This window comes from Phreatobacter sp., from assembly GCF_051860605.1.
In the GTDB taxonomy this organism is placed as follows: domain Bacteria; phylum Pseudomonadota; class Alphaproteobacteria; order Rhizobiales; family Phreatobacteraceae; genus Phreatobacter.
In genome coordinates this window covers 1-21,345 of the sequence record NZ_JBHYDR010000011.1, presented here as the reverse complement: position 1 = coordinate 21,345, position 21,345 = coordinate 1, and the positions used below count along the sequence as shown (strand labels likewise).

The window sequence follows — 21,345 nt, the reverse complement described above, 5'->3', positions numbered from 1 at the left end:
ATTGTCAATGAAATGGCCACGTGGCAGAGCTGCGGACCGCCGGATTCGTGCGCGATTGCCACCGACGTGAAGGAGCCGCCCCGTGTCCGATCTGCCGCTCGTCCTCGTCCCTGGCCTCAATTGCACGCGCCTGCTGTTCGGGCCCCAGATCGAGACGTTCGGGGCGGGGCGGACCGTGCAATTGGCCGATCATGCGGGGTCCGAGACGATCGAGGCGATCGCCCGGCAACTGCTGAAGGAGGCTCCGCCGCGGTTCGCACTCGCCGGCCTGTCCATGGGCGGCTACGTCGCGCTGGAGGTCGTGCGCCTCGCGCCCGGCAGGGTGGACCGGCTGGCCCTGCTCGATACGCGCGCAAGTCCGGACAGCGAACAGGACCGCGAGATCAGGCTGGCGACGATCCGCCTCGCCGAGACCGGCCGGTTCGACGACATCCATCCCGCCCTCTGGCCGCGCCTGGTCCATCTCTCGCGCCTGCGGGAACCAGCACTGGAAGCGACCGTGAAGGCGATGAGCGAGGCAACCGGCCCGCGCGTCTTCATCCGCCAGCAGAAGGCGGTGATGAGCCGGCGCGATTTCCGCGCCGGCCTCGGTGCCATTGCCTGCCCGACGCTGGTTCTGGTCGGCGATCAGGACGCCATCACGCCGCCCTTCATGGCCGAGGACATGGCCGCGGCCATTCCCGGCGCCCGGCTGGTCGTGGTGCCGGACTGCGGCCACCTGTCGACACTGGAGCGGCCGGAAGCGGTCAACGCCGCGCTGTCCGGGTGGCTGGCGGCCTGATCAGCGCAGCGCCGAGAAGCTGATCTCGCCGGGCGGGCCGATGACCAGCAGGTAGCGTCGGCTGCGGCCGGATGTCAGCACGGTGCCGTCGATGGCGACGCGGGCGCCGTCCACGTCCGGCTCGATGCGGTAGTCGTCGATCCGCAGCCGCCAGTCGAAGACCTCCGGGATCTCTTCCGTGGCGAGCGTTGCAAGCCGGCCGGCGCGCTCGTCGGCCACCTGCAGCCATTGCACGTAGAGGCGCATGGCGCCGTCGGGCGAGGTCGTGCGCAGCAGCACGATGCGCAAGGGGCCGGACCGGTCGCCCTGCCGCCACTGGCCCGCGGCCCGCAGGAACATGACCTCCGGCGGAATGGCCGAGAGGGTGCGCAAGGGGTCGGACTGGGGCAGGGCCGGGCTGACGGGCACGACTGCCAGCAGGCAGGCGGCCATCGCCCCGCGCCAACCTGTCAGCCGGACTGCCATGGTTCAGATATCCAGTTCCTGCGCGAACTCGGCGCGCTCCTGGATGAAGGCGAAGCGCGGCTCGGCCTTGGCGCCCATCAGCCGCTCGACGCTGTCTGACGTCTCCGGCCGCTCCTCGGGTACCACCTGCACACGCAGCAGCGTGCGCACTTTTCTGTCCATGGTGGTTTCCTTGAGCTGCGCGGGCATCATCTCGCCGAGGCCCTTGAACCGGCCGATCTCGACCTTCTGGTTGCCCTTGAAGGCCGTCTTCAGCAACTCGTCCTTGTGCGCCTCGTCGCGGGCATAGAGCGTCTTGCCGCCCTGGGTCAGGCGAAACAGCGGGGGCACGGCGAGATAGAGGTGTCCGTGGTCGACCAGGCGCGGCATCTGCCGGTAGAAGAAGGTGATCAGCAGGCTGGCGATATGGGCACCGTCCACGTCGGCATCGGTCATGATGATCACGCGCTCGTAGCGCAGGTCGTCATCGCGGTAGTGCGAGCCGGTGCCGCAGCCGAGCGCCTGGACGAGATCGGAGAGCTGCTGGTTCTGCGCGAGCTTGTCCCGGCCGGCCGAGGCGACGTTCAGGATCTTGCCGCGCAGGGGCAGGATCGCCTGCGTCTGCCGGTCGCGCGCCTGCTTGGCCGAGCCGCCGGCCGAGTCGCCCTCGACGATGAACAGCTCCGAGCCGGCGGCGGAGGTGTTGGAACAGTCCGCCAGCTTGCCCGGCAGGCGCAGCTTGCGCACCGCCGTCTTGCGGCTGACATCCTTCTCGGCCCGGCGGCGCAGGCGCTCCTCGGCCCGCTCGATCACCCAGTCGAGCAGGCGATTGGCCTGGTTCGGATTGCCGGCGAGCCAGTGGTCGAACGGGTCGCGGATCGCATTCTCGACGATGCGCGAAGCCTCCTGGCTGGCCAGCTTGTCCTTGGTCTGGCCCTGGAACTCCGGTTCGCGGATGAACACCGAGAGCATGACGCAGCAGCCTGCCAGGATGTCGTCGGTGGTGATCTGCGCCGCGCGCTTGTTGCCCGTCCGCTCGGCATGGTCCTTGAGGCCGCGGAGCATGGCGATGCGCAGGCCCTGCTCGTGCGTGCCGCCGTCCGGCGTCGGAATGGTGTTGCAGTAGGAGGAAATGAAGCCATCCTGGTCGCCGACCCAGCCGATGGCCCATTCGACGGCGCCGTGGCCTTGCTTGTCCAGCTTGCCGCCGAAAATGTCGGGATGGACGCGCGTGGCGCCTTCCAGTGTCGCCCCGAGATAGTCCTTGAGGCCGCCAGGGAAGCGCAGCACCGCCTTTTCCGGCGTGTCCGTGCCCTTCACCAGGTCCGGCGCACAGGACCAGCGGATTTCCACCCCGCCGAACAGATAGGCCTTCGAGCGGGCCATCTTGAACAGCCGCGCCGGCTTGAACGTGCTCGTCTCCCTGAAGATCTCGGGGTCCGGCAGGAAACGGACCCGCGTTCCGCGCCGGTTGTTGACCCGGCCGAGTTCCTCGAGACCCGTCTGCGGAATGCCGCGGGAGAAGCGCTGGCGGTAGAGCATCTGGCCGCGGGCGACCTCCACCTCGAGCTCGACCGAGAGGGCGTTGACCACCGAGACGCCGACGCCATGCAGGCCGCCGGAGGTCTCATAGACCGTCGAGTCGAACTTGCCGCCCGCATGGAGCGTGCACATGATGACTTCGAGCGCCGACTTGTCCGGGAATTTCGGATGCGGGTCGACCGGAATGCCGCGGCCGTTGTCGGTGACGGTCAGCGACCCGTCGGTCGACAACTCCACCTCGATCCAGTTGGCATGGCCGGCCACCGCCTCGTCCATGGCATTGTCGATGACCTCGGCGAAGAGGTGATGCAGCGCCTTCTCGTCCGTGCCGCCGATATACATGCCGGGCCGGCGCCGCACCGGCTCCAGCCCCTCCAGAACCTCGATGTCGGCGGCGGAATAGCCCTGTTCGCCGGGCGTGCCGGCGTTGGGCCTCGCCTTCGCAGGCTCGGGCTTCGGACGCGAGGGGGCCGCCTTCTGGACGGTGTCGCGCGCAGAACCGAACAGATCGCTGTTGTCCATCGTTCACCAGCTCTGGCCGCATGGCGGCCTCGAATCACTCCGGTCCATCATGCCATGAGCCATGGCCGACGCGAACGGAACGGAAACGCCCTGTGGAACGTTGCTGCCAGAGCAACCCGCGCCGAAGCCGGGCAGGGCCCCTGATCCCGCAACCTGTGCCTCTCGTAGACCGCTCGTCGGCCAAAGGAAACCGTGAAAGGATGTGGACGGAACCCATGAACCCTTCCCGAAGCAGGTGGATCGCCACCCACGCCGCCTTCGTGGTGATCTGCCTCGCCGTCGCGGCAGCGGGAGGTCTCGCCAATTCCTACGGCCTGACCGACTGGTATCCGCGGATTGCCAAGCCCTGGTTCAACCCTCCCAACTGGGTCTTCGGCCCGGTCTGGACCGTGCTCTACCTGATGATCGCGGTCGCCGGCGCCCGTTTCGCGCTGCTGCCCGCCCATCACCGCGCACTGCCGGTCATCACCTGGGTCGTGCAGCTTGCCGTCAATCTCGCCTGGTCCTGGGTATTCTTCTACGGGCAGGCCATCGGCTGTGCCCTCGTGACGATCGCCGCGCTCTGGGTGTCCATTGTCGCCACCATTCTCGCCGGCTGGACGAAGGACCGCTTGGCATCCCTGCTTCTGATCCCCTATCTGCTATGGGTGAGCTTTGCGGCCGTGCTCAACTTCGCCATCTGGCGCCTCAACGGCTAGTTTCCGAAGGCTTTCGCCATGACCTTCTCCGCTCTCGTGCCCGTCGCCATCGGCGCGGTCGCCGTGGTCCTGATCCTCGGCCTCGTCAACATGCTGCGGGGAGGCTCGCCCGGCACGTCGCAGAAGCTGATGCGCTGGCGCGTCGGCCTGCAGTTCGTTGCCATCATCATCATCGTCATCGCCATCTGGCTGAAGGCCGGCGGCGGCTGAGGACCCACCCGTGGTGAAGCTCAACAGGATATACACCCGCAAGGGCGATGACGGCAGCACCGGGCTTGCGGCCGGGCCACGCCGCCTGAAATCCGATCTCAGGGTGGCGTCCTACGGTGACATCGACGAGGCCAATTCGATCATCGGCATCGCGCGCCTGCATACGGCAGGCGATGAGGAGGTCGATGCGATGCTGATGCGCATCCAGAACGATCTGTTCGACCTCGGTGCGGACCTCGCCACACCCGAGACGGGTGAGGACCTCGTCTATGAGCCCCTGCGGATCGTCGAGGCGCAGGTGAAGCGGCTGGAGACGGAGATCGACAGGCTGAACGGCGAACTGTCGCCGCTGAAGAGCTTCATCCTGCCCGGCGGCAGTCCGGCCGCCGCCCATCTGCACCTTGCGCGGACGGTAGCGCGCCGCGCCGAGCGCCTGATGGTCGACCTTGCCCGCAAGGACGGTGAGGCGGTGTCGAAACCGGCGCTCAAATATGTGAACCGGCTGTCCGACTTCCTGTTCGTCGCGGCCCGCTATCTGAACGACAGGGGCAGGGCGGACGTGCTCTGGGTGCCCGGCGGCAGCCGATAGGGGAGGCGCCGTGGTTCCGCATCTGGAGACGGAGCGCCTGACGCTGTCGCCGCGCGTGCTGGCCGATATCGACGATTTCGTCGCGATGGATTCCGATCCCGAGGTGCGGCGCTATCTGCCGCCGGCCTTCCGGGATGGTTTCGATGCCGCGGCCTATCGGGCCGTGCTGCCGGACCGGATCGCCCTGGACCACGGGCAGGGCCTCGGTCACTGGACATTGAGGCTGAGGGACTTGGCGCGCAGTTTCGTCGGCACCGCGCTGCTGATCCCTGTCGAGGGCGCGGGTCCTGATATCGAGATTGGCTGGCGCATGCCGCGATCCTCGTGGGGCCGCGGCTATGCCGGCGAGGCGGCACGTGCCGTGCTCGGCCACGCGCGCGGTTCGGTCGCACTGAGCGGGATCATTGCCCTGATCCACGAGGACAATGTCAGGTCCGCGGCGCTCGCCGAACGGCTGGGACTGGCGAGAGCGGGCCGGCGAGCGGCCTACGGGACCGAGTTCGACCTGTTCCGTATCAGTCTGCACGCGTGAGCAAGGCCTCCCAAGGCGGCGCAATGGTTCCCGAGGCCGCCCTCCTCCAGACAAAGGGACGTCCCGGCACTGGTGCCGCCGGACGTCACCATCGCGGGAGGTCAATATGCGTCGCCATCTTGGGTTTGCCGCCATCGTGGCCTGCGGTCTTGCCGGCTCCCTGCCGGCCATCGCCAGCCCGGAACGGGATCAGTTCTGCCGCCAGAGCCTGTCGAACGGCCTGCACTGGGGCGGCCAGCCGCTCAGCGCGCCGGGTCGCAGTTATCTCGGCCGGCTGCCGATTGACATGGGGCCAGCGCTTGTCGCGCCCTCCCTGCAAGCGCGCTTCTACCAGTACTGCATTCAGGGCGGAAACATCGCCTACTGGCCCTACGTTCATACCTTCCTTCGGACCAACGGCTTCTACATGTTCTCCGAGACCGCAGACGGTGCGGCCGTGCGGTTGATCCGCGAGGACGGCCAAAGGGCCGTTGCCCCGCGCCCGGCTGCCGACCATCGCCGCATCGCGCCCGAGGGTGCGGCGCAGACGCCCGAAGCCGGCCGCTTGCCGCAGGCCCAGCCGGAGGCGCGCGTTCTGGTCATGCTGCAGGGTGCCTATGTGAGCAGCGAACTTCCGCACATGGTGGAGGGGACGCTCTATTTCGACATGAACAGCCCGCAGGCCTACCGGATCATTGCCGGTCGCACTGTGGTCTATTCAGGCGCCACGTGGCAGTTGCATGCCTCCCGGTTCCGGGTCGATGGCCCGGCCTCCTATCGCTACTGACGTCGGCCCGCGCCCGAACAGCGGCGCGAGTGTCGATGACCGTTCATGCACATCCCCGACCAAGCGGCATCAACGCCCGGCATTCCCGCCGGGAAAGGCGCCCGGATAGGAACAGTCATGGACCCGGCCATTGCCGGCGCGGGTCGAACGCAGGGAGACCGATCATGAATCGCATTCTGAATCTGGTCTGCGCGCTGGTCCTTGGCTTCCTTGCCATCGGCCCTGCCGATGCCTCCCCTGGTTCCCGCCCTGTGGCGGCCTGCCGGGCGAGCATCGAGGAAGGGCTGGACCTCGCCCGCGGCAATCCGGAACAGGCGAGCTTCTCCGACGGCGGATGGCACAGGGCAAGCTTCGCGCCGCACCTCACGACCCCGCTGATGGCCGCAAGCTTCCGTCGCTACTGCGAGACGGGCGGGCGGCTGGGCTACCTTGACTACGTCCGCACATTCGTGAGGACGAACGGCTTCTTCGGGTTCGGCATGTCGCCCGATCAGGCAGCCGAGCGACTGAGGCAGGATGCAAGCCTCGGGAGCCGCGCCAGCCCGATGCCGCCGGTCATCGTGCTGACCGGGGACATGCCGCGTCCGCACGCGTTCGTTTCGCTCACCGGCCTGCGTCTGAACCTGCCCGATCTGCACAGAGGGATCCTCCACATCGATGCCCGCGAGATGTTCGCCGTGGTCAGCATGGGGGGCCGTGTCCAGGCGTTCTGGCAGGGGCAATGGATGGAGCTCTACCCGGACCGCGAAAGGCCGGCAGCGGCCCCGTCAGCCACGCCTTGACAGCCGGCGCGGTTGGCATCACAAACCGCGTCATGAACACGATCACGACCAGCACCCGACGCGAGCGCCTCATCTGCCGATGAGCGCGGGCGGCCGTTTGCCCTGATCGACCCGATCGCCGCGCTCGCCAGCGCGGCGTTTTTGTTTCTGTTCCCACTTTCGACATCTCGCACCCTGCGGAGACTGCCATGGCGACCAAGGCCAGAATCGCGATACTCGGCGCGTCCGGTTACACCGGCGCAGATGCCGTCCGCCTTGCCGCGCGCCACCCGCATGTGGAGATCGTCGCCCTGACGGCGAACACCCATGCCGGCAAGGCCATGGCCGAGGTCTTCCCGCATTTCTTCATGCTCGATCTGCCGAAGCTGGTCTCCTGGGAGAGCGTCGACTGGACCGGTCTCGACGCGGTGTTCTGCGGCCTGCCGCACGGCACCACGCAGGAAATCACCGCGGCGGTGCTCGCCGCCAATCCGAAGATCAAGATCCTCGACATGTCGGCCGATTTCCGCCTGCGGGACGGGGCGACCTATGCCCAGTGGTATGGCCATGAGCATCAGGCCCCCGCGCTGCAGAGGGAGGCCGTCTATGGTCTCACCGAACTCTATCGGGAGGCGATCACCGCCGCGCGGCTCGTGGCGTGCCCCGGCTGCTATCCCACCGCGACGCTGCTGGCCCTCGTTCCGGTCGCGAAGGCCGGGCTGATCCATGCCGACGACATCATCGTCGATGCCAAGTCGGGCGTGACCGGCGCCGGCCGCGGCCTGAAGCAGAACACGCTGTTCTCGGAGGCAGGCGAGGGGCTCTCGCCCTATTCGATCGGCAAGCACCGGCATGCGCCCGAGATCGAGCAGGAGATCGGCGTGGCCGTCGGACGCGAGGTGACGATCAATTTCACCCCGCATCTCATCCCGATGGCGCGCGGCGAACTGTGCACGTCCTATGTCAGGCTGAACGGAGCAACCGCCGACGACCTGCGCAAGGCACTCGCCGACGCCTACCGGGACGAGCCCTTCGTCCATGTGGCACCGAAGGGCGTGGTGCCCCAGACGCAGAACGTTCGCGGCTCCAACTACGTGCAGATCGGCGTGTTCGAGGACCGCATTCCCGGCCGCGCCATCATCATCTCGACGCTGGACAATCTGGTGAAGGGCTCGGCCGGTCAGGCGATCCAGAACATGAACCTCGTGCTCGGCTATCCCGAGACGATGGGCCTGGAGCAGATCGCGCTGTTTCCGTAAGCGAGCCGCGCTAGCGCATCATCAGCGGCGCGAACTTCGCGCGCTGGGCGTCGTTCCACGGCGTCGAGCGGCGGAGCTTCAGGTCGATCTGCGCGGTCGTCGACGAGCCTGACACGAAGCGCTCGCCGCCGACGAAGACCGCCTGGTCGAAGGTGATCGACGACGATCCGATCTTCCTCAGGCCCGCTGCGATCTGCACGAAACCGGGATAGAGGATCTCCCGGTGATATTCGATCTCGACATGGACGAGCGAGATGCCGCGGCCCTCGCCGGTGAGGCGCACGCCCTCCTTGTCGAAGAACTCGGTCCGGCCGATTTCCAGATAGGTGGCGATCGCCGCGTTGTTGACGTGGTTGTTCGGGTCGAGATCGCCGTAGCGGATGGGATGCACGGTGACGAACGGATAGGCATCGAGCGGCGGACGCTCGCTGATCGGAAGTCGCAAGGGTCAGTCCTTCACTTTGACATAGGAGCCGGGGGCATCCTCGATCGGCGGATGCTGCGCAGAGCCCGGCTTGCGGGCCGCAACCTCCTTGCCGTCGTGGCCGCGCACCCATTCGCGCCAGTGCGGCCACCACGAACCGGGGTTCTCGGTGGCGCTGGCAATCCAGTCTTCGAACCGTCCGGTCGGCGGGCCGCCGGTCCAGTGCTGGTACTTCTGCTTGGCAGGCGGATTGACGACGCCGGCAATGTGGCCTGAGCCGGCCATGACATAGTCTACAGGCCCGCCGAAGCAGGACGAGCCGACGAAGACCGAGCGGGCGGGCGCGATGTGGTCCTCGCGGGAGGCGAGATTGTAGATCGGCACCTTGACGGTCTTCAGGTCCAGCGCCTCGCCCGCCACCACCATCCGCCCCTGGCTGAGGTCGTTCTGCAGGTAGCAGTGGCGCAGGTAGAACGAATGATTGGCCGCCGGCATGCGCGGGGAATCGGCATTCCAGTAGAGCAGGTCGAAGGGCATCGGCTGCTTGCCCTTCATGTAGTTGTTGACGAAATAGCTCCAGATCAGATCGTTCGAGCGCAGCATGTTGAAGGCGCTCGCCATCTGCTTGCCCTCCAGATAGCCGGTCTGCGCCATGCGCTTCTCAAGGCTCTGGATCTGCTCCTCGTCGACAAAGACCTTGAGGTCTCCCGCATAGGTGAAATCGACCTGTGTGGTGAAGAAGGTCGCGGTCTTCACCGTGTCGATGCCCTTCGAAGCCATGTAGGCGAGCGTGACCGCCAGCAGCGTGCCGCCGACGCAGTATCCGATGGCGTGGGCCTTGTCCTCGCCGGTGATCTCGCAGGCGACCTTCAAGGCCGCGACCGGGCCCTCCAGCATGTAGTCGTCGAAGCCCTTGTGGGCGTGGCGCTGGTCCGGATTGACCCAGGAGACGACGAAGACGGTCAGACCCTGGTCGACCGCCCATTTGATGAAGCTCTTCTCCTGGGTCAGATCGAGAATGTAGAACTTGTTGATCCACGGCGGCACGATGACCAGCGGCACCTTGCCGACTTTCGCGGTCGTCGGCTCGTACTGGATCAGCTGGATCAGGTCGTTCTGGTACACCACCTTGCCGGGCGTCATGGCGAGGTTCTTGCCGAGCGCGAACTGCGTCTCGTCGGACTGGCGGATGCGCAACTCTCCACCGCCGCGCTCGATATCCTCGGCCAGCATGGTCATGCCGCGCACCAGATTCTCGCCGCTGGACGAAATGGTTTCGCGCAGGAGCTCCGGATTGGTCGGCACGAAATTGGAGGGTGAGAGCGCGTTGCCGATCTGCTTCGTATAGAAGCTCGCCTTGTGCTTGAGATGCTCGTCGAGCTCGGCCTCGGTGACGAAGCGCTCGGCAAGATCCGTCGTCACCAGGTAGAACTGCTTCAGGAAGTCGAAGAACGGGTTCTTCTCCCATTGCGGGTCCTTGAAGCGGGCATCGCGCGGATCAGGCCTGGCCACGGGCTCGGCCGGTTCTCCGGCCATCGTCTTGAGCGACTGGGCCCACAGATCCATGAACCGCCCGGCGATCTGCGACTGGGCGGCGACCGACCGGGTCGGATCCTTCAGCCAGTATTCGGCCACCTGGCCGAGGGTCTTGACGACATCCGCGACGGTGTCGGGCGAGTCGGCATGCTGGCCGGTCTCGCGCGGCTTCATATAGGCGGCGACCGCCTTGCCGCCGAGTTCGACCATGCGGGCAAGGTTGGTCGACAGCCGCTCCACGTCCATCGACTGGAAGCGGAACGGATCGTCGCCGCCCGTCTCGGGCCTGGCGGCAGGGGCGGGTTGGGCCGGGGGAGCCTTGGTTGCGGATCCCGCGCCGCCCTCGATGGCAACGAGTTTCGGCCGTTCGCTCCGCGTCGGAGCCGGCGGGGCCGCGGGTGCTTCCGGCGCCCGGACCCGTTCGGCAGGAACCTCGACCGGCGGCGGCCGGCGCGACACGGTGAGGGCCGGGGACATCGCGGAGGCCGGGACCGACGGTTTGGTCTTCGATGACCGGGCAGGGGTGGGGGAAGCCGACGCCCGTTTGGTGGCAGCAGGCCTGGACGCAGGTGGCTTGGTCGCAGGAGGTTTGGCTTTGCCCGCCTTGCCGGCCGCGGGCCTGGTGGGAGCCGACCTGCTGCCGGCAGCCTTGGAGACCGCGGTCTGCATACGGGCCGGCTTGGGCGCGGCGGCTTTTGGCGCGGCGGTTTTTGGCGCAGCGGTCTTGGGCGCAGCGGTCTTGGGCGCAGCGGTCTTGGGCGCAGCGGTCTTGGGCGCGGCCCGTTCGGATCCGGTCGGCGCGACCGTCACGGCCGGCTCGGCCGACCGCTTGCGCGGCCTGGCTTTCTCGACGGGAGGCTTGCCGTCCGAGGGGCCGGTCGACCCTGGTCTGCGCGAGACCCGCCTTGCCATCCGCTCCTCCGAAAAACGCCGCTTTCGCCCGATACGAAAACGATCCACTTTCTTGTGCGATCATATTAGGAAGGCCCGCCGGCCACCGCCAGCGAAAGATGAACCGGGCCCCGGAGACGGACATGAGTCAAACGACCGAGCGACGAACGGCCAGAAGGCTGATCGGGCCGGCGCTCGTGCTGGGCCTGGGACTGACGCTCGGCGGCTGCCAGAGCGTCGGCGACGGCTATCCCTCGCCCTACGGTCCCTCGCGGCCGACACCTCTGCCGGCGGTTGCTGGTGGCGGCCTCTGGAATCCGACGCCGCTGCGCACCTCGGGTTATGGCTCGGCCACGCTGATCAACCGCCTTCCTCAGCCCGATCTCGTCGCGCCGCCGCCGCGTTCGGCCGAAACGCCGGAATTGCTGACGCCCCAGCAGGAACTGGCCCGGCGCCAGGCCCTGGAAGCCGAGGGCCGAAACCATGTCGCGGCCATGAACCGGCGGCTGCAGACACGTGGTCGCGTGCGCGGTCCCGATCCCGGTTCGCGCCCGGCCATCGAATCGCCGGCCGACGGGGACTGAGTCCAAAGGCCGGGTGGCTTGGCCCGCCTGGCCCGTTTTCCGCAGGGCGGGGCTGTGATAGGCCGTGCCGATCCGCGGCAAGAGGCCGCAAGGGCAGATCGATGACCGACAGCCAGTTCCACCGCATCCGCAGGCTTCCGCCCTACGTGTTCGAGCAGGTGAACCGGGTCAAGGCCGGTGCCCGCGCCAAGGGCATCGACATCATCGACCTCGGCATGGGCAATCCCGACCTGCCGGCGCCCGACCACGTCATCGAGAAGCTGAAGGAGACGATCGGCAAGCCGCGCACGGACCGCTACTCGGCCTCCAAGGGCATTCCCGGGCTCAGGCGCGCGCAGGCGGCCTATTATGCTCGCCGGTTCGGCGTGAAGCTCGACCCCGAGACCCAGGTCATCGCGACCCTCGGCTCGAAGGAGGGCTTTGCCAACATGGCGCAGGCGATCACCGCGCCCGGCGATGTCGTGCTCTGCCCGAACCCGTCCTATCCGATCCACGCCTTCGGGTTCCTGATGGCGGGCGGCGTCATCCGCTCGGTGCCGGCAACGGCCGATGACGACTATTTCCGGGCCATGGAACGCGCCATGCAGCATTCCATCCCCAAGCCGATCGCGGTTGTCACCTGCTACCCGTCCAATCCGACCGCGCAGGTCGCCGACCGCGACTTCTATGCCGAACTGGTGCGTTTCGCGAAGAAGCACGACCTCATCGTGCTCTCCGACCTCGCCTATGCCGAGGTCTATTTCGACGACAGCAATCCCCCGCCCTCGATCCTGGAAGTGCCCGGCGCCTTCGACGTGGCGGTCGAGTTCACCTCCATGTCGAAGACGTTCTCGATGGCCGGCTGGCGCATCGGCTTTGCGGTCGGCAACGAGAGGCTCTGTGCCGCGCTTGCCCGGGTGAAGAGCTATCTCGATTATGGTGCCTATACGCCGGTGCAGGTCGCCGCGACCGCCGCCCTGAACGGCCCCGAGGAGTGCATCCGCGAGATGCGCGGCACCTATCGCCGGCGGCGCGACGCGCTGGTCGAGAGCTTCGGCAAGGCCGGTTGGGATATCCCCGTGCCGGAGGCGTCCATGTTCGCCTGGGTGCCGGTGCCGGAACGGTTTCGGGTGATCGGCTCGCTGGAATTCGCCAAGCTGCTGGTCGAGAAGGCGGAGGTCGCGGTGGCGCCCGGCATCGGTTTCGGGGAGCACGGCGACGACTATGTCCGCATCGCGGTGGTCGAGAACGAGCAGCGCATTCGCCAGGCGGCACGCAACGTGAAGCGCTTCTTCGACACCGCCGCGCAGACCCTGCACAATGTCGTGCCGCTGTCGGCGGCGGGCCGCTGACGGGCAGGTCCGTCGCAAGCGAGGTTGAGCATGATCCGCGTCGTTGTCGCCGGGGCATCCGGCTGGGTGGGCCGCGCCCTCGTCGGTGCCATCATTGCCGCACCCGATCTGGAACTGGTGGGCGCGGTATCCCGCTCGGCGGCGGGTCAGGACGCCGGTGAGGTCGCAGGCGGAAGCAGGGCCGGCATCGCGCTCGTGGCGAGCCTTGCCGAGGCGCTGGCCGGGCCGGGCGACGTCGTCATCGACTACACCAAGCCGCTGGTGGTGAAGGGCCATGTCCTGGAGGCGCTGGCTGCCGGCCGCCATGTGGTTGTCGGCACGTCGGGGCTCGCAGCGGCCGATTATGCGGAGATCGACATGGCCGCGCAGGCCGCCGGGTGCGGCGTGATTGCGGCCGGCAACTTCTCCATCACGGCGACGTTGCTGAAGCGCTTTGCCACCATCGCGGCGCGCCATGTGCCCGATGTCGAGATCATCGACTATGCCTCGGCCAAGAAGCCGGACACGCCCTCGGGCACGGGCCGCGAACTCGGCGAGATCCTCTCGAAGGTCCGGCTGGACCCGACCGCAAAGCCCGTCTCCGAACTGGGCGGGATCCGCGAGACACGCGGCGGTGCGGTCAACGATGGCGGCATTGCCGTCCAGGTCCATTCCGTCCGCATGCCCTCCTTCGTGCTGTCTGCCGAGGCGATCTTCGGTCTGCCGGACGAACGCCTGACCATCCGGCACGATGCCGGATCGTCGGCAGCTCCCTATGTCGGCGGCACGCTTCTGGCCGCCCGCCGGGTCGTTGGCACCACGGGTCTGGTGCGCGGCATCGACCACCTGATCGACTGACGTTTCGAGGAGCCCAAATCGGCTGTCGGACCCGCCTCAACGCCCCGCTTCCTTGCGTTGAGCGGCCAGATCGGGCAAAAGCCCGGCTCGGCGTCGCGCCCTCACATTCCCTGGAATCCCGGTTTCATGCAGGACGTCCTGAAGATTGGTATTGCCGGCCTGGGCACGGTCGGGGCGTCGGTGGTGCGGCTGATCGCCAAGCGCGACAACCGGCTGGCGGAGGCCGCCGGCCGGCCGATCCGGGTGACGGCCGTAACGGCCCGGTCGCGGCGCAAGGATCGCGGCATCGAGCTCGGCTCCGCGCGCTGGATCGACGATCCGGTCCAGCTTGCGACCGACCCCGAGATCGACGTCTTCGTCGAACTGATGGGCGGCGCGGGGGACCCGGCCAAGGCAGCGGTCGAGGCCGCTCTCGCCTCAGGCAAGGCGGTGGTCACTGCCAACAAGGCTCTGCTCGCCGCCCATGGCACCGCGCTGGCGCGCAAGGCCGAGGCGAAGGGCCTGCCGCTCAATTTCGAGGCGGCTGTCGCCGGCGGCATCCCGGTCATCAAGACGCTGCGCGAGAGCCTGCTCGGCAATACGATCGAGCGCGTCTATGGCATCCTCAACGGCACCTGCAACTATATCCTCACGCGCATGGCGGAGGAGGGCATCGCCTTCGAGGACTGCCTCGCCGACGCCCAGCGGCTTGGCTATGCCGAGGCCGACCCGACCTTCGACGTCGACGGATATGACACCGCCCACAAGCTGTCGCTGCTGACCAGCCTTGCCTTCGGCACGCTGGTGGACACCAAGGGCATGTCGATCGAGGGCATCCGCTCGATCAAGCCGGTGGATCTCAAGATGGCAGACGAACTCGGCTACCGGGTCAAGCTGCTTGGCGTGGCGGCCCGCACGGCGGACGGGGTGGAACAGCGTGTCCATCCGACCTTCGTGCCCAGGGAAGCGGCCATCGCGCAGGTCAACGGCGTGCTCAATGCCGTCGCCATCGATGCCGATGCGGTCAACCTGACGCTGGTGGGGCCGGGTGCCGGCGGCAACGCCACGGCGTCGGCCGTCATCGCCGACATCGCCGACATCGCCCGTGGCCATCGCACGGCGCCGTTCATCCGGCCGGTGGCCATGCTGACGAAAGCCGGCCGCGCGCCGCTCGCCCATCATGAAGGCGGCTATTACATCCGCCTCGAGGTGGTCGACCGTCCCGGCACGGCGGCGCGCATTGCCTCGCGCATGGCGCAGAACAACATCTCGCTGGAGTCCATCGTCCAGCGCCGCTCCGGCCCCGTTCGCGGCGGCACCGATCCGGCAGCGGCGGCGGCGCCCGCGCCCGTGGTCCTCATCACCTATGCAACCACCGAGGCAGCGGTCCGCAGGGCGCTGAAGGCCATGGAGGCAGACGGCGTGCTGATCGGCCGCCCGCAGGTCATTCGCATCGAACGCAGCTGAGGCCGGACGTTCCGTCCGCTCCAGCCACCCGAGGGAGAACAGAGATCATGGCCGACCAATCGCTTTCCGTTCCGAGAAACCTCGTCATCGAGCGCGTGCTGTCGATGGAACTGGTCCGGGTGACGGAGCGGGCTGCGGTGGCCTCCGCGCGCCTGCGCGGGCGCGGCAACGAGAAGGCGGCCGATCAGGCGGCGGTCGATGCCATGCGGCGCGAACTGAACAAGCTGGACATCGACGGCACGGTGGTGATCGGCGAGGGCGAGCGCGACGAGGCGCCGATGCTCTATATCGGCGAGAAGGTCGGCACGAAGAAGGGCCCGAAGGTCGATATCGCCCTCGATCCGCTCGAGGGAACCACGCTCTGCGCCAAGGACATGCCCGGCTCGATCGCCGTCATCGCCATGGCCGAACAGGGTTCGCTGCTGAATGCGCCCGACGTCTATATGGACAAGATCGCGATCGGCCCGGGTTATGCGAAGGGCGTCGTCGACCTCGATGCCTCGCCGGTCGACAACATCCATGCGCTGGCAAAGGCCAAGGGCGTGAAGCCGGGCGAGATCACGGCGCTGATCATGGATCGCCCGCGCCATGCCAGGCTGATCGAGGCGGTGCGCAGCACGGGCGCTTCAATCCGCCTGATCACCGATGGCGACGTGGCCGGCGTGATCCACACGGCCGATGTGGCCGAGACCGGCATCGACATCTATCTCGGCATCGGCGGCGCGCCCGAGGGCGTGCTGGCGGCAGCGGCGCTGCGCTGCGTCGGGGGCCAGATGCAGGGCCGTCTCATCCTCGACACCGAGGAGCGGGTGGAGCGCGCGCGCAAGATGGGCGTGACCGACCCGAAGAAGAAATACGACATGGAGGAAATGGCCTCCGGCGACGTGATCGTCGCGGCCACCGGAGTCACCGACGGTGCGCTGCTCAAGGCGGTCAACTTCAGGCCCGACCTGATCACGACCGAGACCATCGTCTATCGCTCGACCACCGGGACGGTCCGCCGCATCCTGGGCGAGCATCGCCAGTTCGAAAAGTTCCACCTCGACTGACGGGCCGCAGCCATGCCCGCCAGCCGCCGGCTGTTCCTGGACATCGAAAGGTCGGTGCTCGGGCGCGCCTGGCGCGACCGGCTCGACGATCCGGCCCGGGCGGCGGCGCTGGCGATCACCCAGGACCATGGCCTGCCGGACCTGTTGGCCCGCGTGCTGGCCGGGCGCGGCGTGCGCTCGCCGGATGTGGCGGACTATCTGGAGCCCACCCTGAAGGCCCTGATGCCCGACCCTTCGGTTCTGGTCGACATGGACCGGGCCGTGGAGCGCCTCGCCAAGGCCGTGCGCGATGGCGAGAAGGTCGCGATCTTCGGCGACTACGACGTCGATGGGGCGACCTCCTCGGCGCTGCTGGCCCTGTTCCTGCGTCGCGCCGGGCTGGATCCCTTCGTCCATATCCCCGATCGCATCTTCGAGGGCTATGGCCCCAATGCCGAGGCGCTGGCCGACCTTGCCAGCCGGGGCGCCACGCTGCTGGTGACGCTCGACTGCGGCACCACCAGCCACGAGGTGCTGGGCGGGGCAGGGCGCCTCGGTCTCGATGTCGTCGTCTGCGATCACCACCAGGCCGACGAGCGCCTGCCGGCCGTCGAGGCGCTGGTCAATCCGAACCGGCTGGACGATCTCTCAGGGCTCGGCCATCTGGCCGCGGCCGGCGTCACCTTCATGATGGTGGTCGCGCTGAACCGGCACCTGCGTCAGGTCGGCCATTGGACGACCGGCCGGCCGGAGCCCGACCTGATGGCCTTCCTCGACCTTGTCGCGCTCGGCACGGTGGCCGATGTGGTGCCGCTGAAGGGCCTGAACCGCGCCTTCGTGGCCCGCGGTCTTGCGGTGCTGCGCCGGCGCGAGAATGTCGGCCTCCGGGCCCTGATGGATGCGGCCCGGCTCGACGGCCCGCCCAGTCCCTACCACCTCGGGTTTCTTCTCGGTCCGCGCATCAATGCCGGCGGGCGCATCGGCGATGCGGCGCTCGGGGCGCGGCTGCTGATGACCGATGACAGCGGCGAGGCTGTCCGGGTGGCCGGCGAGCTCGACCGGCTCAACCGCGAGCGCCAGGCCATCGAACAGGCGGCCGTCGCCGAGGCCGAAGCGGAAACGCTCGCGGCCCTCGGACCGGAGGGGGAAGGCGAGGCGGCCCTGATTACGGCGCGCGACGGCTGGCATCCCGGCGTCGTCGGCCTCGTCGCCGCCCGCCTGAAGGAGCGTTTCCGCCGGCCCTCCTTCGCCGTGGCCTTCATCGGCGATGTCGGGACCGGCTCCGGCCGGTCCATTCCCGGTGCTGATCTCGGCGCTGCGGTGCGTCAGGCGGTGGCAGAGGGCCTGCTCATCAAGGGGGGCGGCCATGCCATGGCGGCCGGCATCACCATCGAGCGCGGGATGCTCGCCCCGTTCCGGGCCTTCCTCGACGCGCGGCTTGCCACAGCCGTTGCCGAAGCCCGCCGCAACGATGCGCTGGACGTGGATGCCGCGACGACGGCGCGGGGACTGACGCCCGCCTTCGCGCAGGAGCTGGAGCGGGCCGGCCCTTATGGTTCCGGCAATCCCGAGCCGGTACTTGTCCTGCCCTCGCACGCGATCGTCTATGCCGACCGGGTCGGAAACGGCCATGTGCGCACGAGGCTGAGGAGCGGCGACGGGCAGACTGTGGACGCCACCGCGTTCCGGGCCGGAGACGGGCCGCTCGGCCAGGCCCTGCTCGACGGCCGAGGCCGGTCCCTGCATGTCGCTGGCGCCGTGTCGATGGATCGCTGGCAGGGCAGGGATCTGGTCCGCTTCCGCATCCTCGACGTGGCAGAACCCCGTTCGGCCTGAGAGCCTGCCAGCAGACCGCCTGCCAGATCAGGCCGGATCACGTCAGGGCGGATCAGGTCAGGCCGGAGGCGCGCCGACCAATCCGAATACCCTGGCCTCCGCCGGCGGTGGCGCCGTCTCCGCGCCGGGGTCGCCCGTCGCCAGGGTCTGGCCGGCCGCGATGCGGTCGCGGGCTTCGTCCGCGACCGCACGGATCCGGTCTGCAAGCGCCGGGTCGGTCCGCACCATCGCGGCCAGCGCCGCAAGAACCCTTGACGGCCGGGCTTCCGGCTCGATCGTGCGCACATCATCGAGGAGGTCGAGGAAGGACGGCTTCCAAGCCGGATCCATCAGGCGCCAGCGAACCAGTGCCTGAAAGCCGTCGTCTGAAGCCTGATCATCGCTGGCGGGCAGACCCGCAGACGCCAAACTTACCATGAGAACCCGGAACAATGCGTGCTGGAATCGACTGTCTTCGTCGGTCGGGTGTAATTGCAACGGTCGGATGACGCAACGGCAAGTGGGTGATCGCGTCGGGTTAGGGTTATCCACAGCCGGCCGCGCCGGGTCTTCGGGAACGGCCCGACAGATCGTTTGCGGCCAAGCTGGCCTTTCGTTTGACTGACCGCTAGTCTCATCGCGCAGGCCGAACTGCCGCAGGCTCAGGAGGACAGGATGGGTTTCTTCGATTTCGTCAGGAACGTTGGAAAGAAGTTGACGGGGTCCAGCGAGGCTCAGGCAGCGCCCGCACCGGCGCTCACGCAGGAGGTCGCAAGCCACGGCTTCGACACGTCGGGCCTGCAGATCCAGTCGACCGGCAACACCGTCCAGCTGTCCGGCCAGGTGAAGTCGCAGGAGGAAGCCGAGCGCATCATCCTGGCGCTGGGCAATACGGTCGGCGTGAACCAGGTGGATACCAGCCAGCTGATCGTCAATGCCGAGGCGCCGCAGGCCCGGATGTACACGGTCAAGAAGGGCGACACGCTCTGGAAGATCGCCGAGGTGCATTACGGCAAGGGTGCCGAATATCCGAAGATCGTTGCGGCCAACAATCCGCCCATCGTCAACCCGGACCTCATCCAGCCGGGCTGGGTCCTTCGCATTCCCTGATCGCGCCCTATACTCGGTGAGAGCCGGCGGCCTCGAAGCCGCCGGCGCTTGTCACCGGGAGGTCTCGTCATGGTTCATGTCACACGCCGCGGTCTTGCCGCGGCGGCCTTGTTTCTGCCCGCCGCGCCAGCCGTCCTCAGGGCCCAGACCTGGCCCTCCGGCACGATCCGCATCGTCGCGCCGTTCCCGCCCGGGGGCTCGGTCGATGCGCTCGCGCGGCTCGCCCAGCCAGGGCTCGAGCAGCGCCTCGGCGCCACCGTCATCATCGAGAATCGGCCAGGTGCCAGCGGCAGCGTCGGCGCCAATGCCGTGGCGAAGGCCCCGCCGGACGGCAACACGTGGCTGTTCGTCTTCGACACCCACGCGGTCAATCCGTCACTGATTCCGAACATGCCGTTCGATTCGCTGAAGGATCTCGTGCCGGTCACGCTTATCGGCACGGCGCCGATGGTGCTGACCGCTCATCCGAGCCAGCCCTACCGCACCCTCGCCGACGTGATCGCGGCGTCGAAGCGGAGCCCCGGCTCGGTAGCCTACGGCTCGATCGGCAATGGCAGCCTCGGCCACCTGGCTATGACCCAGCTCGGCCGGCGCGCGGACGTGCGGTTCAACCATATTCCCTACAGGGGCGGCGGGCCGCTCATCAACGACGCCATCGGCGGCCATGTCCCGCTCGCCATCGCCTCCGTGGCAGTTCTGGCGCCGCAACTGACCGCAGGCACGATCCGGCCGTTGGCCCAGACCGGGGCCAGCCGCGTTGCGACCCTTCCGGACGTTCCGACCATTGCCGAGAGCGGCTTTGCAGGCTTCGAAGCCAATGCCTGGTGGGCGGTCTTTGCGCCGGGCGGCACGCCCGAGCCGGTGATCGCCCGGTTCCGGCGTGAACTGGTCGCGGTGTTCTCCGAGGAGCGCATCCGCAAGCAACTGGCCGAGACGCAGCAGATCAGCCTTGCCCTTGGCGAGCCGGCGGAGCTCAGGGCGTTTTTCCAGAACCAGATGGAGACCTGGGGCACGGTGGTGCGGGAGAACAACATCCGCGCGGACTGATGGCCAGATTGTGCGGCGGGGCGCTTGATGCGCGGGCGCAAGCCCCCTATAACCCGGCCCGCCGCACTCGCGGCCTGCTCCTGTCGTCTAGAGGCCTAGGACACCAGCCTTTCACGTTGGATACACGGGTTCGAATCCCGTCGGGAGCGCCATTCCTGTACAGAAGAGAGAACTCCCGGGTTGGCGAGTTCCTCTGCCTTCATCGCACCTCTGGCCAGTTTTTCGTTCGATCCCTTGATCACGATGCGGTCGGTAGTGACCCGCACCTCGGTCATGATGAGACGAGCATAGGCTTGGCGCATTTCAGGCGGGCCGATGCGCAGCTGACCATCGAGGAGCTCGCCGAAACGCCTGATCTTCGCTGCGGTGATGACCGGCTCGCCTGACGCAATCCGCCTGCTCAGGGTCCGTCCCTCTTCCGCGCTACGATCCCGCTGCAGTTTCAGCGCAAAAAGCCGATCACGCAAAGCTGGGTCTTCCGCCTCCTGCTGTGACCCCGGCTTGTCATCCGTTGCCGCTGGACCGCGATCTCTGAAGCGCTAGTCTGGCACGGACCAACTCGACATCGAGGAACTGGTTGCCGCTGGACCGCGATCTCTGAAGCGCTAATCTCACCAAGATTCACGCCTGCGGCCATCTCTAGTTGCCGCTGGACCGCGATCTCTGAAGCGCTAATCTTGCAGATGACGCGCGCCGAGGCCGAAGGCAGTTGCCGCTGGACCGCGATCTCTGAAGCGCTAATCTTCTTCAAGCCGAATTTGAGACGGGGCGGCTGTTGCCGCTGGACCGCGATCTCTGAAGCGCTAATCTATTCGCCTTGGGCTGGTCTCCGGGCTGGTCGTTGCCGCTGGATCGCGATCTCTGAAGCGCTAATCTCAGCGCGAGAACTAGTCGCAGACATTCTGAGTTGCCGCTGGACCGCGATCTCTGAAGCGCTAATCTGTCAAGGCTCACCACCAGCATGGCTCGATCGTTGCCGCTGGACCGCGATCTCTGAAGCGCTAATCTCAGTCGAGCGCGTGATAGGCGACTTCCGGGGTTGCCGCTGGACCGCGATCTCTGAAGCGCTAATCTCGAGCGTCTGGTTCAGACGCCGGTCGAACTGTTGCCGCTGGATTGAACCGCCCCGGTTTTGCCGGAGGCAGGTTGTCGTAAGTTATGCGGCCATCGCTGTCTCTGCCAACGAGGCGTA

The 21,345-nt window shown here is 67.6% G+C and carries 21 protein-coding genes, 1 tRNA gene and 1 CRISPR repeat array; of the genes, 17 read left to right on the top strand and 5 right to left on the bottom strand.

Features of this window, described 5'->3' with window-relative positions; translation table 11 throughout:
* Positions 1-82 precede the first annotated feature (82 nt).
* Entirely contained in the window at positions 83-781 is a 699-nt protein-coding gene (locus ACTIFS_RS17655; protein WP_439575439.1) for an alpha/beta fold hydrolase, read from the top strand.
* Here ACTIFS_RS17655 and ACTIFS_RS17650 read toward each other — a convergent pair whose 3' ends face one another.
* Together ACTIFS_RS17650 and parE are read right to left on the bottom strand one after the other, a co-directional pair.
* Entirely contained in the window at positions 782-1,246 is a 465-nt protein-coding gene (locus ACTIFS_RS17650) for a hypothetical protein (RefSeq protein ID WP_439575438.1), read from the bottom strand. It lies immediately after the preceding gene.
* Between the two features lie 3 nt (positions 1,247-1,249).
* Complete coding sequence (gene parE, locus ACTIFS_RS17645) at positions 1,250-3,289, bottom strand: DNA topoisomerase IV subunit B (protein WP_439575437.1); 2,040 nt, start codon at positions 3,287-3,289, stop codon at positions 1,250-1,252.
* 215 nt (positions 3,290-3,504) lie between these two features.
* Here parE and ACTIFS_RS17640 point away from each other — a divergent pair, with 215 nt between their 5' ends.
* The 7 genes from ACTIFS_RS17640 to argC all read left to right on the top strand — a co-directional run bounded on the left by ACTIFS_RS17640 (position 3,505) and on the right by argC (position 8,104).
* Positions 3,505-3,987: a TspO/MBR family protein gene (locus tag ACTIFS_RS17640; RefSeq protein WP_439575436.1), complete on the top strand. Its 483-nt coding sequence runs from the start codon at positions 3,505-3,507 to the stop codon at positions 3,985-3,987.
* A gap of 18 nt (positions 3,988-4,005) precedes the next feature.
* Positions 4,006-4,197 carry a twin transmembrane helix small protein gene (locus tag ACTIFS_RS17635; protein WP_439575435.1) on the top strand — a complete coding sequence of 64 codons (192 nt, stop codon included), beginning with the start codon at positions 4,006-4,008 and terminating at the stop codon, positions 4,195-4,197.
* A gap of 10 nt (positions 4,198-4,207) precedes the next feature.
* Positions 4,208-4,786 carry a cob(I)yrinic acid a,c-diamide adenosyltransferase gene (locus ACTIFS_RS17630; RefSeq protein WP_439575434.1) on the top strand — a complete coding sequence of 193 codons (579 nt, stop codon included), beginning with the start codon at positions 4,208-4,210 and terminating at the stop codon, positions 4,784-4,786.
* Positions 4,787-4,796: 10 nt separating this feature from the next.
* Positions 4,797-5,318, top strand: a complete 522-nt coding sequence (locus ACTIFS_RS17625) for a GNAT family N-acetyltransferase (protein WP_439575433.1) — start codon at positions 4,797-4,799, stop codon at positions 5,316-5,318.
* Positions 5,319-5,424: 106 nt separating this feature from the next.
* Positions 5,425-6,084: a hypothetical protein gene (locus ACTIFS_RS17620; protein ID WP_439575432.1), complete on the top strand. Its 660-nt coding sequence runs from the start codon at positions 5,425-5,427 to the stop codon at positions 6,082-6,084.
* Between the two features lie 164 nt (positions 6,085-6,248).
* Positions 6,249-6,866: a hypothetical protein gene (locus ACTIFS_RS17615; protein WP_439575431.1), complete on the top strand. Its 618-nt coding sequence runs from the start codon at positions 6,249-6,251 to the stop codon at positions 6,864-6,866.
* A 188-nt stretch (positions 6,867-7,054) separates the two neighbouring features.
* On the top strand, positions 7,055-8,104 hold the full coding sequence (argC, locus tag ACTIFS_RS17610) for an N-acetyl-gamma-glutamyl-phosphate reductase (protein ID WP_439575430.1): 1,050 nt from the start codon (positions 7,055-7,057) through the stop codon (positions 8,102-8,104).
* Positions 8,105-8,114: 10 nt separating this feature from the next.
* Here argC and ACTIFS_RS17605 read toward each other — a convergent pair whose 3' ends face one another.
* Complete coding sequence (locus ACTIFS_RS17605) at positions 8,115-8,549, bottom strand: acyl-CoA thioesterase (RefSeq protein WP_439575429.1); 435 nt, start codon at positions 8,547-8,549, stop codon at positions 8,115-8,117.
* A 3-nt stretch (positions 8,550-8,552) separates the two neighbouring features.
* Positions 8,553-10,541: a class I poly(R)-hydroxyalkanoic acid synthase gene (gene phaC, locus ACTIFS_RS17600; protein WP_439575428.1), complete on the bottom strand. Its 1,989-nt coding sequence runs from the start codon at positions 10,539-10,541 to the stop codon at positions 8,553-8,555.
* A 557-nt stretch (positions 10,542-11,098) separates the two neighbouring features.
* Here phaC and ACTIFS_RS17595 point away from each other — a divergent pair.
* From ACTIFS_RS17595 to recJ, 6 genes are all read left to right on the top strand, one after another.
* Positions 11,099-11,539 carry a hypothetical protein gene (locus ACTIFS_RS17595; protein WP_439575427.1) on the top strand — a complete coding sequence of 147 codons (441 nt, stop codon included), beginning with the start codon at positions 11,099-11,101 and terminating at the stop codon, positions 11,537-11,539.
* A 101-nt stretch (positions 11,540-11,640) separates the two neighbouring features.
* Entirely contained in the window at positions 11,641-12,870 is a 1,230-nt protein-coding gene (locus tag ACTIFS_RS17590; protein WP_439575426.1) for an LL-diaminopimelate aminotransferase, read from the top strand.
* Positions 12,871-12,900: 30 nt separating this feature from the next.
* Entirely contained in the window at positions 12,901-13,707 is an 807-nt protein-coding gene (gene dapB, locus ACTIFS_RS17585) for a 4-hydroxy-tetrahydrodipicolinate reductase (protein ID WP_439575425.1), read from the top strand.
* A 126-nt stretch (positions 13,708-13,833) separates the two neighbouring features.
* Positions 13,834-15,153: a homoserine dehydrogenase gene (locus ACTIFS_RS17580; RefSeq protein WP_439575424.1), complete on the top strand. Its 1,320-nt coding sequence runs from the start codon at positions 13,834-13,836 to the stop codon at positions 15,151-15,153.
* A gap of 47 nt (positions 15,154-15,200) precedes the next feature.
* Entirely contained in the window at positions 15,201-16,202 is a 1,002-nt protein-coding gene (gene glpX / locus ACTIFS_RS17575) for a class II fructose-bisphosphatase (RefSeq protein ID WP_439575423.1), read from the top strand.
* A 12-nt stretch (positions 16,203-16,214) separates the two neighbouring features.
* Positions 16,215-18,017, top strand: a complete 1,803-nt coding sequence (gene recJ / locus ACTIFS_RS17570) for a single-stranded-DNA-specific exonuclease RecJ (protein ID WP_439575422.1) — start codon at positions 16,215-16,217, stop codon at positions 18,015-18,017.
* A gap of 57 nt (positions 18,018-18,074) precedes the next feature.
* On the opposite strand, the gene ACTIFS_RS17565 is transcribed toward recJ, so the two are convergent.
* A complete protein-coding gene (locus ACTIFS_RS17565; protein ID WP_439575421.1) occupies positions 18,075-18,494 on the bottom strand; it encodes a hypothetical protein in 420 nt (139 codons plus the stop codon).
* A 177-nt stretch (positions 18,495-18,671) separates the two neighbouring features.
* Here ACTIFS_RS17565 and lysM point away from each other — a divergent pair, with 177 nt between their 5' ends.
* The 3 genes from lysM (at position 18,672) to ACTIFS_RS17550 (ending at position 20,305) form a co-directional block, all read left to right on the top strand.
* On the top strand, positions 18,672-19,106 hold the full coding sequence (gene lysM, locus ACTIFS_RS17560; RefSeq protein ID WP_439575420.1) for a peptidoglycan-binding protein LysM: 435 nt from the start codon (positions 18,672-18,674) through the stop codon (positions 19,104-19,106).
* Positions 19,107-19,175: 69 nt separating this feature from the next.
* A complete protein-coding gene (locus ACTIFS_RS17555) occupies positions 19,176-20,153 on the top strand; it encodes a tripartite tricarboxylate transporter substrate binding protein (RefSeq protein WP_439575419.1) in 978 nt (325 codons plus the stop codon).
* Positions 20,154-20,229: 76 nt separating this feature from the next.
* Positions 20,230-20,305 (top strand) — tRNA-Glu (locus ACTIFS_RS17550).
* A gap of 358 nt (positions 20,306-20,663) precedes the next feature.
* A CRISPR array of direct repeats spans positions 20,664-21,227; the repeat unit is 36 nt; unit sequence GTTGCCGCTGGACCGCGATCTCTGAAGCGCTAATCT.
* Positions 21,228-21,345: the final 118 nt, after the last annotated feature.

Coding starts and splice junctions, on each gene's coding strand:
- ACTIFS_RS17595 (WP_439575427.1), top strand. CDS start 11,099: ATGAGTCAAACGACCGAGCGACGAACGGCCAGAAGGCTGATCGGGCCG.
- argC (WP_439575430.1), top strand. CDS start 7,055: ATGGCGACCAAGGCCAGAATCGCGATACTCGGCGCGTCCGGTTACACC.
- dapB (WP_439575425.1), top strand. CDS start 12,901: ATGATCCGCGTCGTTGTCGCCGGGGCATCCGGCTGGGTGGGCCGCGCC.
- ACTIFS_RS17580 (WP_439575424.1), top strand. CDS start 13,834: ATGCAGGACGTCCTGAAGATTGGTATTGCCGGCCTGGGCACGGTCGGG.
- ACTIFS_RS17640 (WP_439575436.1), top strand. CDS start 3,505: ATGAACCCTTCCCGAAGCAGGTGGATCGCCACCCACGCCGCCTTCGTG.
- ACTIFS_RS17590 (WP_439575426.1), top strand. CDS start 11,641: ATGACCGACAGCCAGTTCCACCGCATCCGCAGGCTTCCGCCCTACGTG.
- ACTIFS_RS17635 (WP_439575435.1), top strand. CDS start 4,006: ATGACCTTCTCCGCTCTCGTGCCCGTCGCCATCGGCGCGGTCGCCGTG.
- ACTIFS_RS17615 (WP_439575431.1), top strand. CDS start 6,249: ATGAATCGCATTCTGAATCTGGTCTGCGCGCTGGTCCTTGGCTTCCTT.
- glpX (WP_439575423.1), top strand. CDS start 15,201: ATGGCCGACCAATCGCTTTCCGTTCCGAGAAACCTCGTCATCGAGCGC.
- recJ (WP_439575422.1), top strand. CDS start 16,215: ATGCCCGCCAGCCGCCGGCTGTTCCTGGACATCGAAAGGTCGGTGCTC.
- parE (WP_439575437.1), bottom strand. CDS start 3,289: ATGGACAACAGCGATCTGTTCGGTTCTGCGCGCGACACCGTCCAGAAG.
- ACTIFS_RS17650 (WP_439575438.1), bottom strand. CDS start 1,246: ATGGCAGTCCGGCTGACAGGTTGGCGCGGGGCGATGGCCGCCTGCCTG.
- lysM (WP_439575420.1), top strand. CDS start 18,672: ATGGGTTTCTTCGATTTCGTCAGGAACGTTGGAAAGAAGTTGACGGGG.
- ACTIFS_RS17620 (WP_439575432.1), top strand. CDS start 5,425: ATGCGTCGCCATCTTGGGTTTGCCGCCATCGTGGCCTGCGGTCTTGCC.
- ACTIFS_RS17555 (WP_439575419.1), top strand. CDS start 19,176: ATGGTTCATGTCACACGCCGCGGTCTTGCCGCGGCGGCCTTGTTTCTG.
- phaC (WP_439575428.1), bottom strand. CDS start 10,541: ATGTCCCCGGCCCTCACCGTGTCGCGCCGGCCGCCGCCGGTCGAGGTT.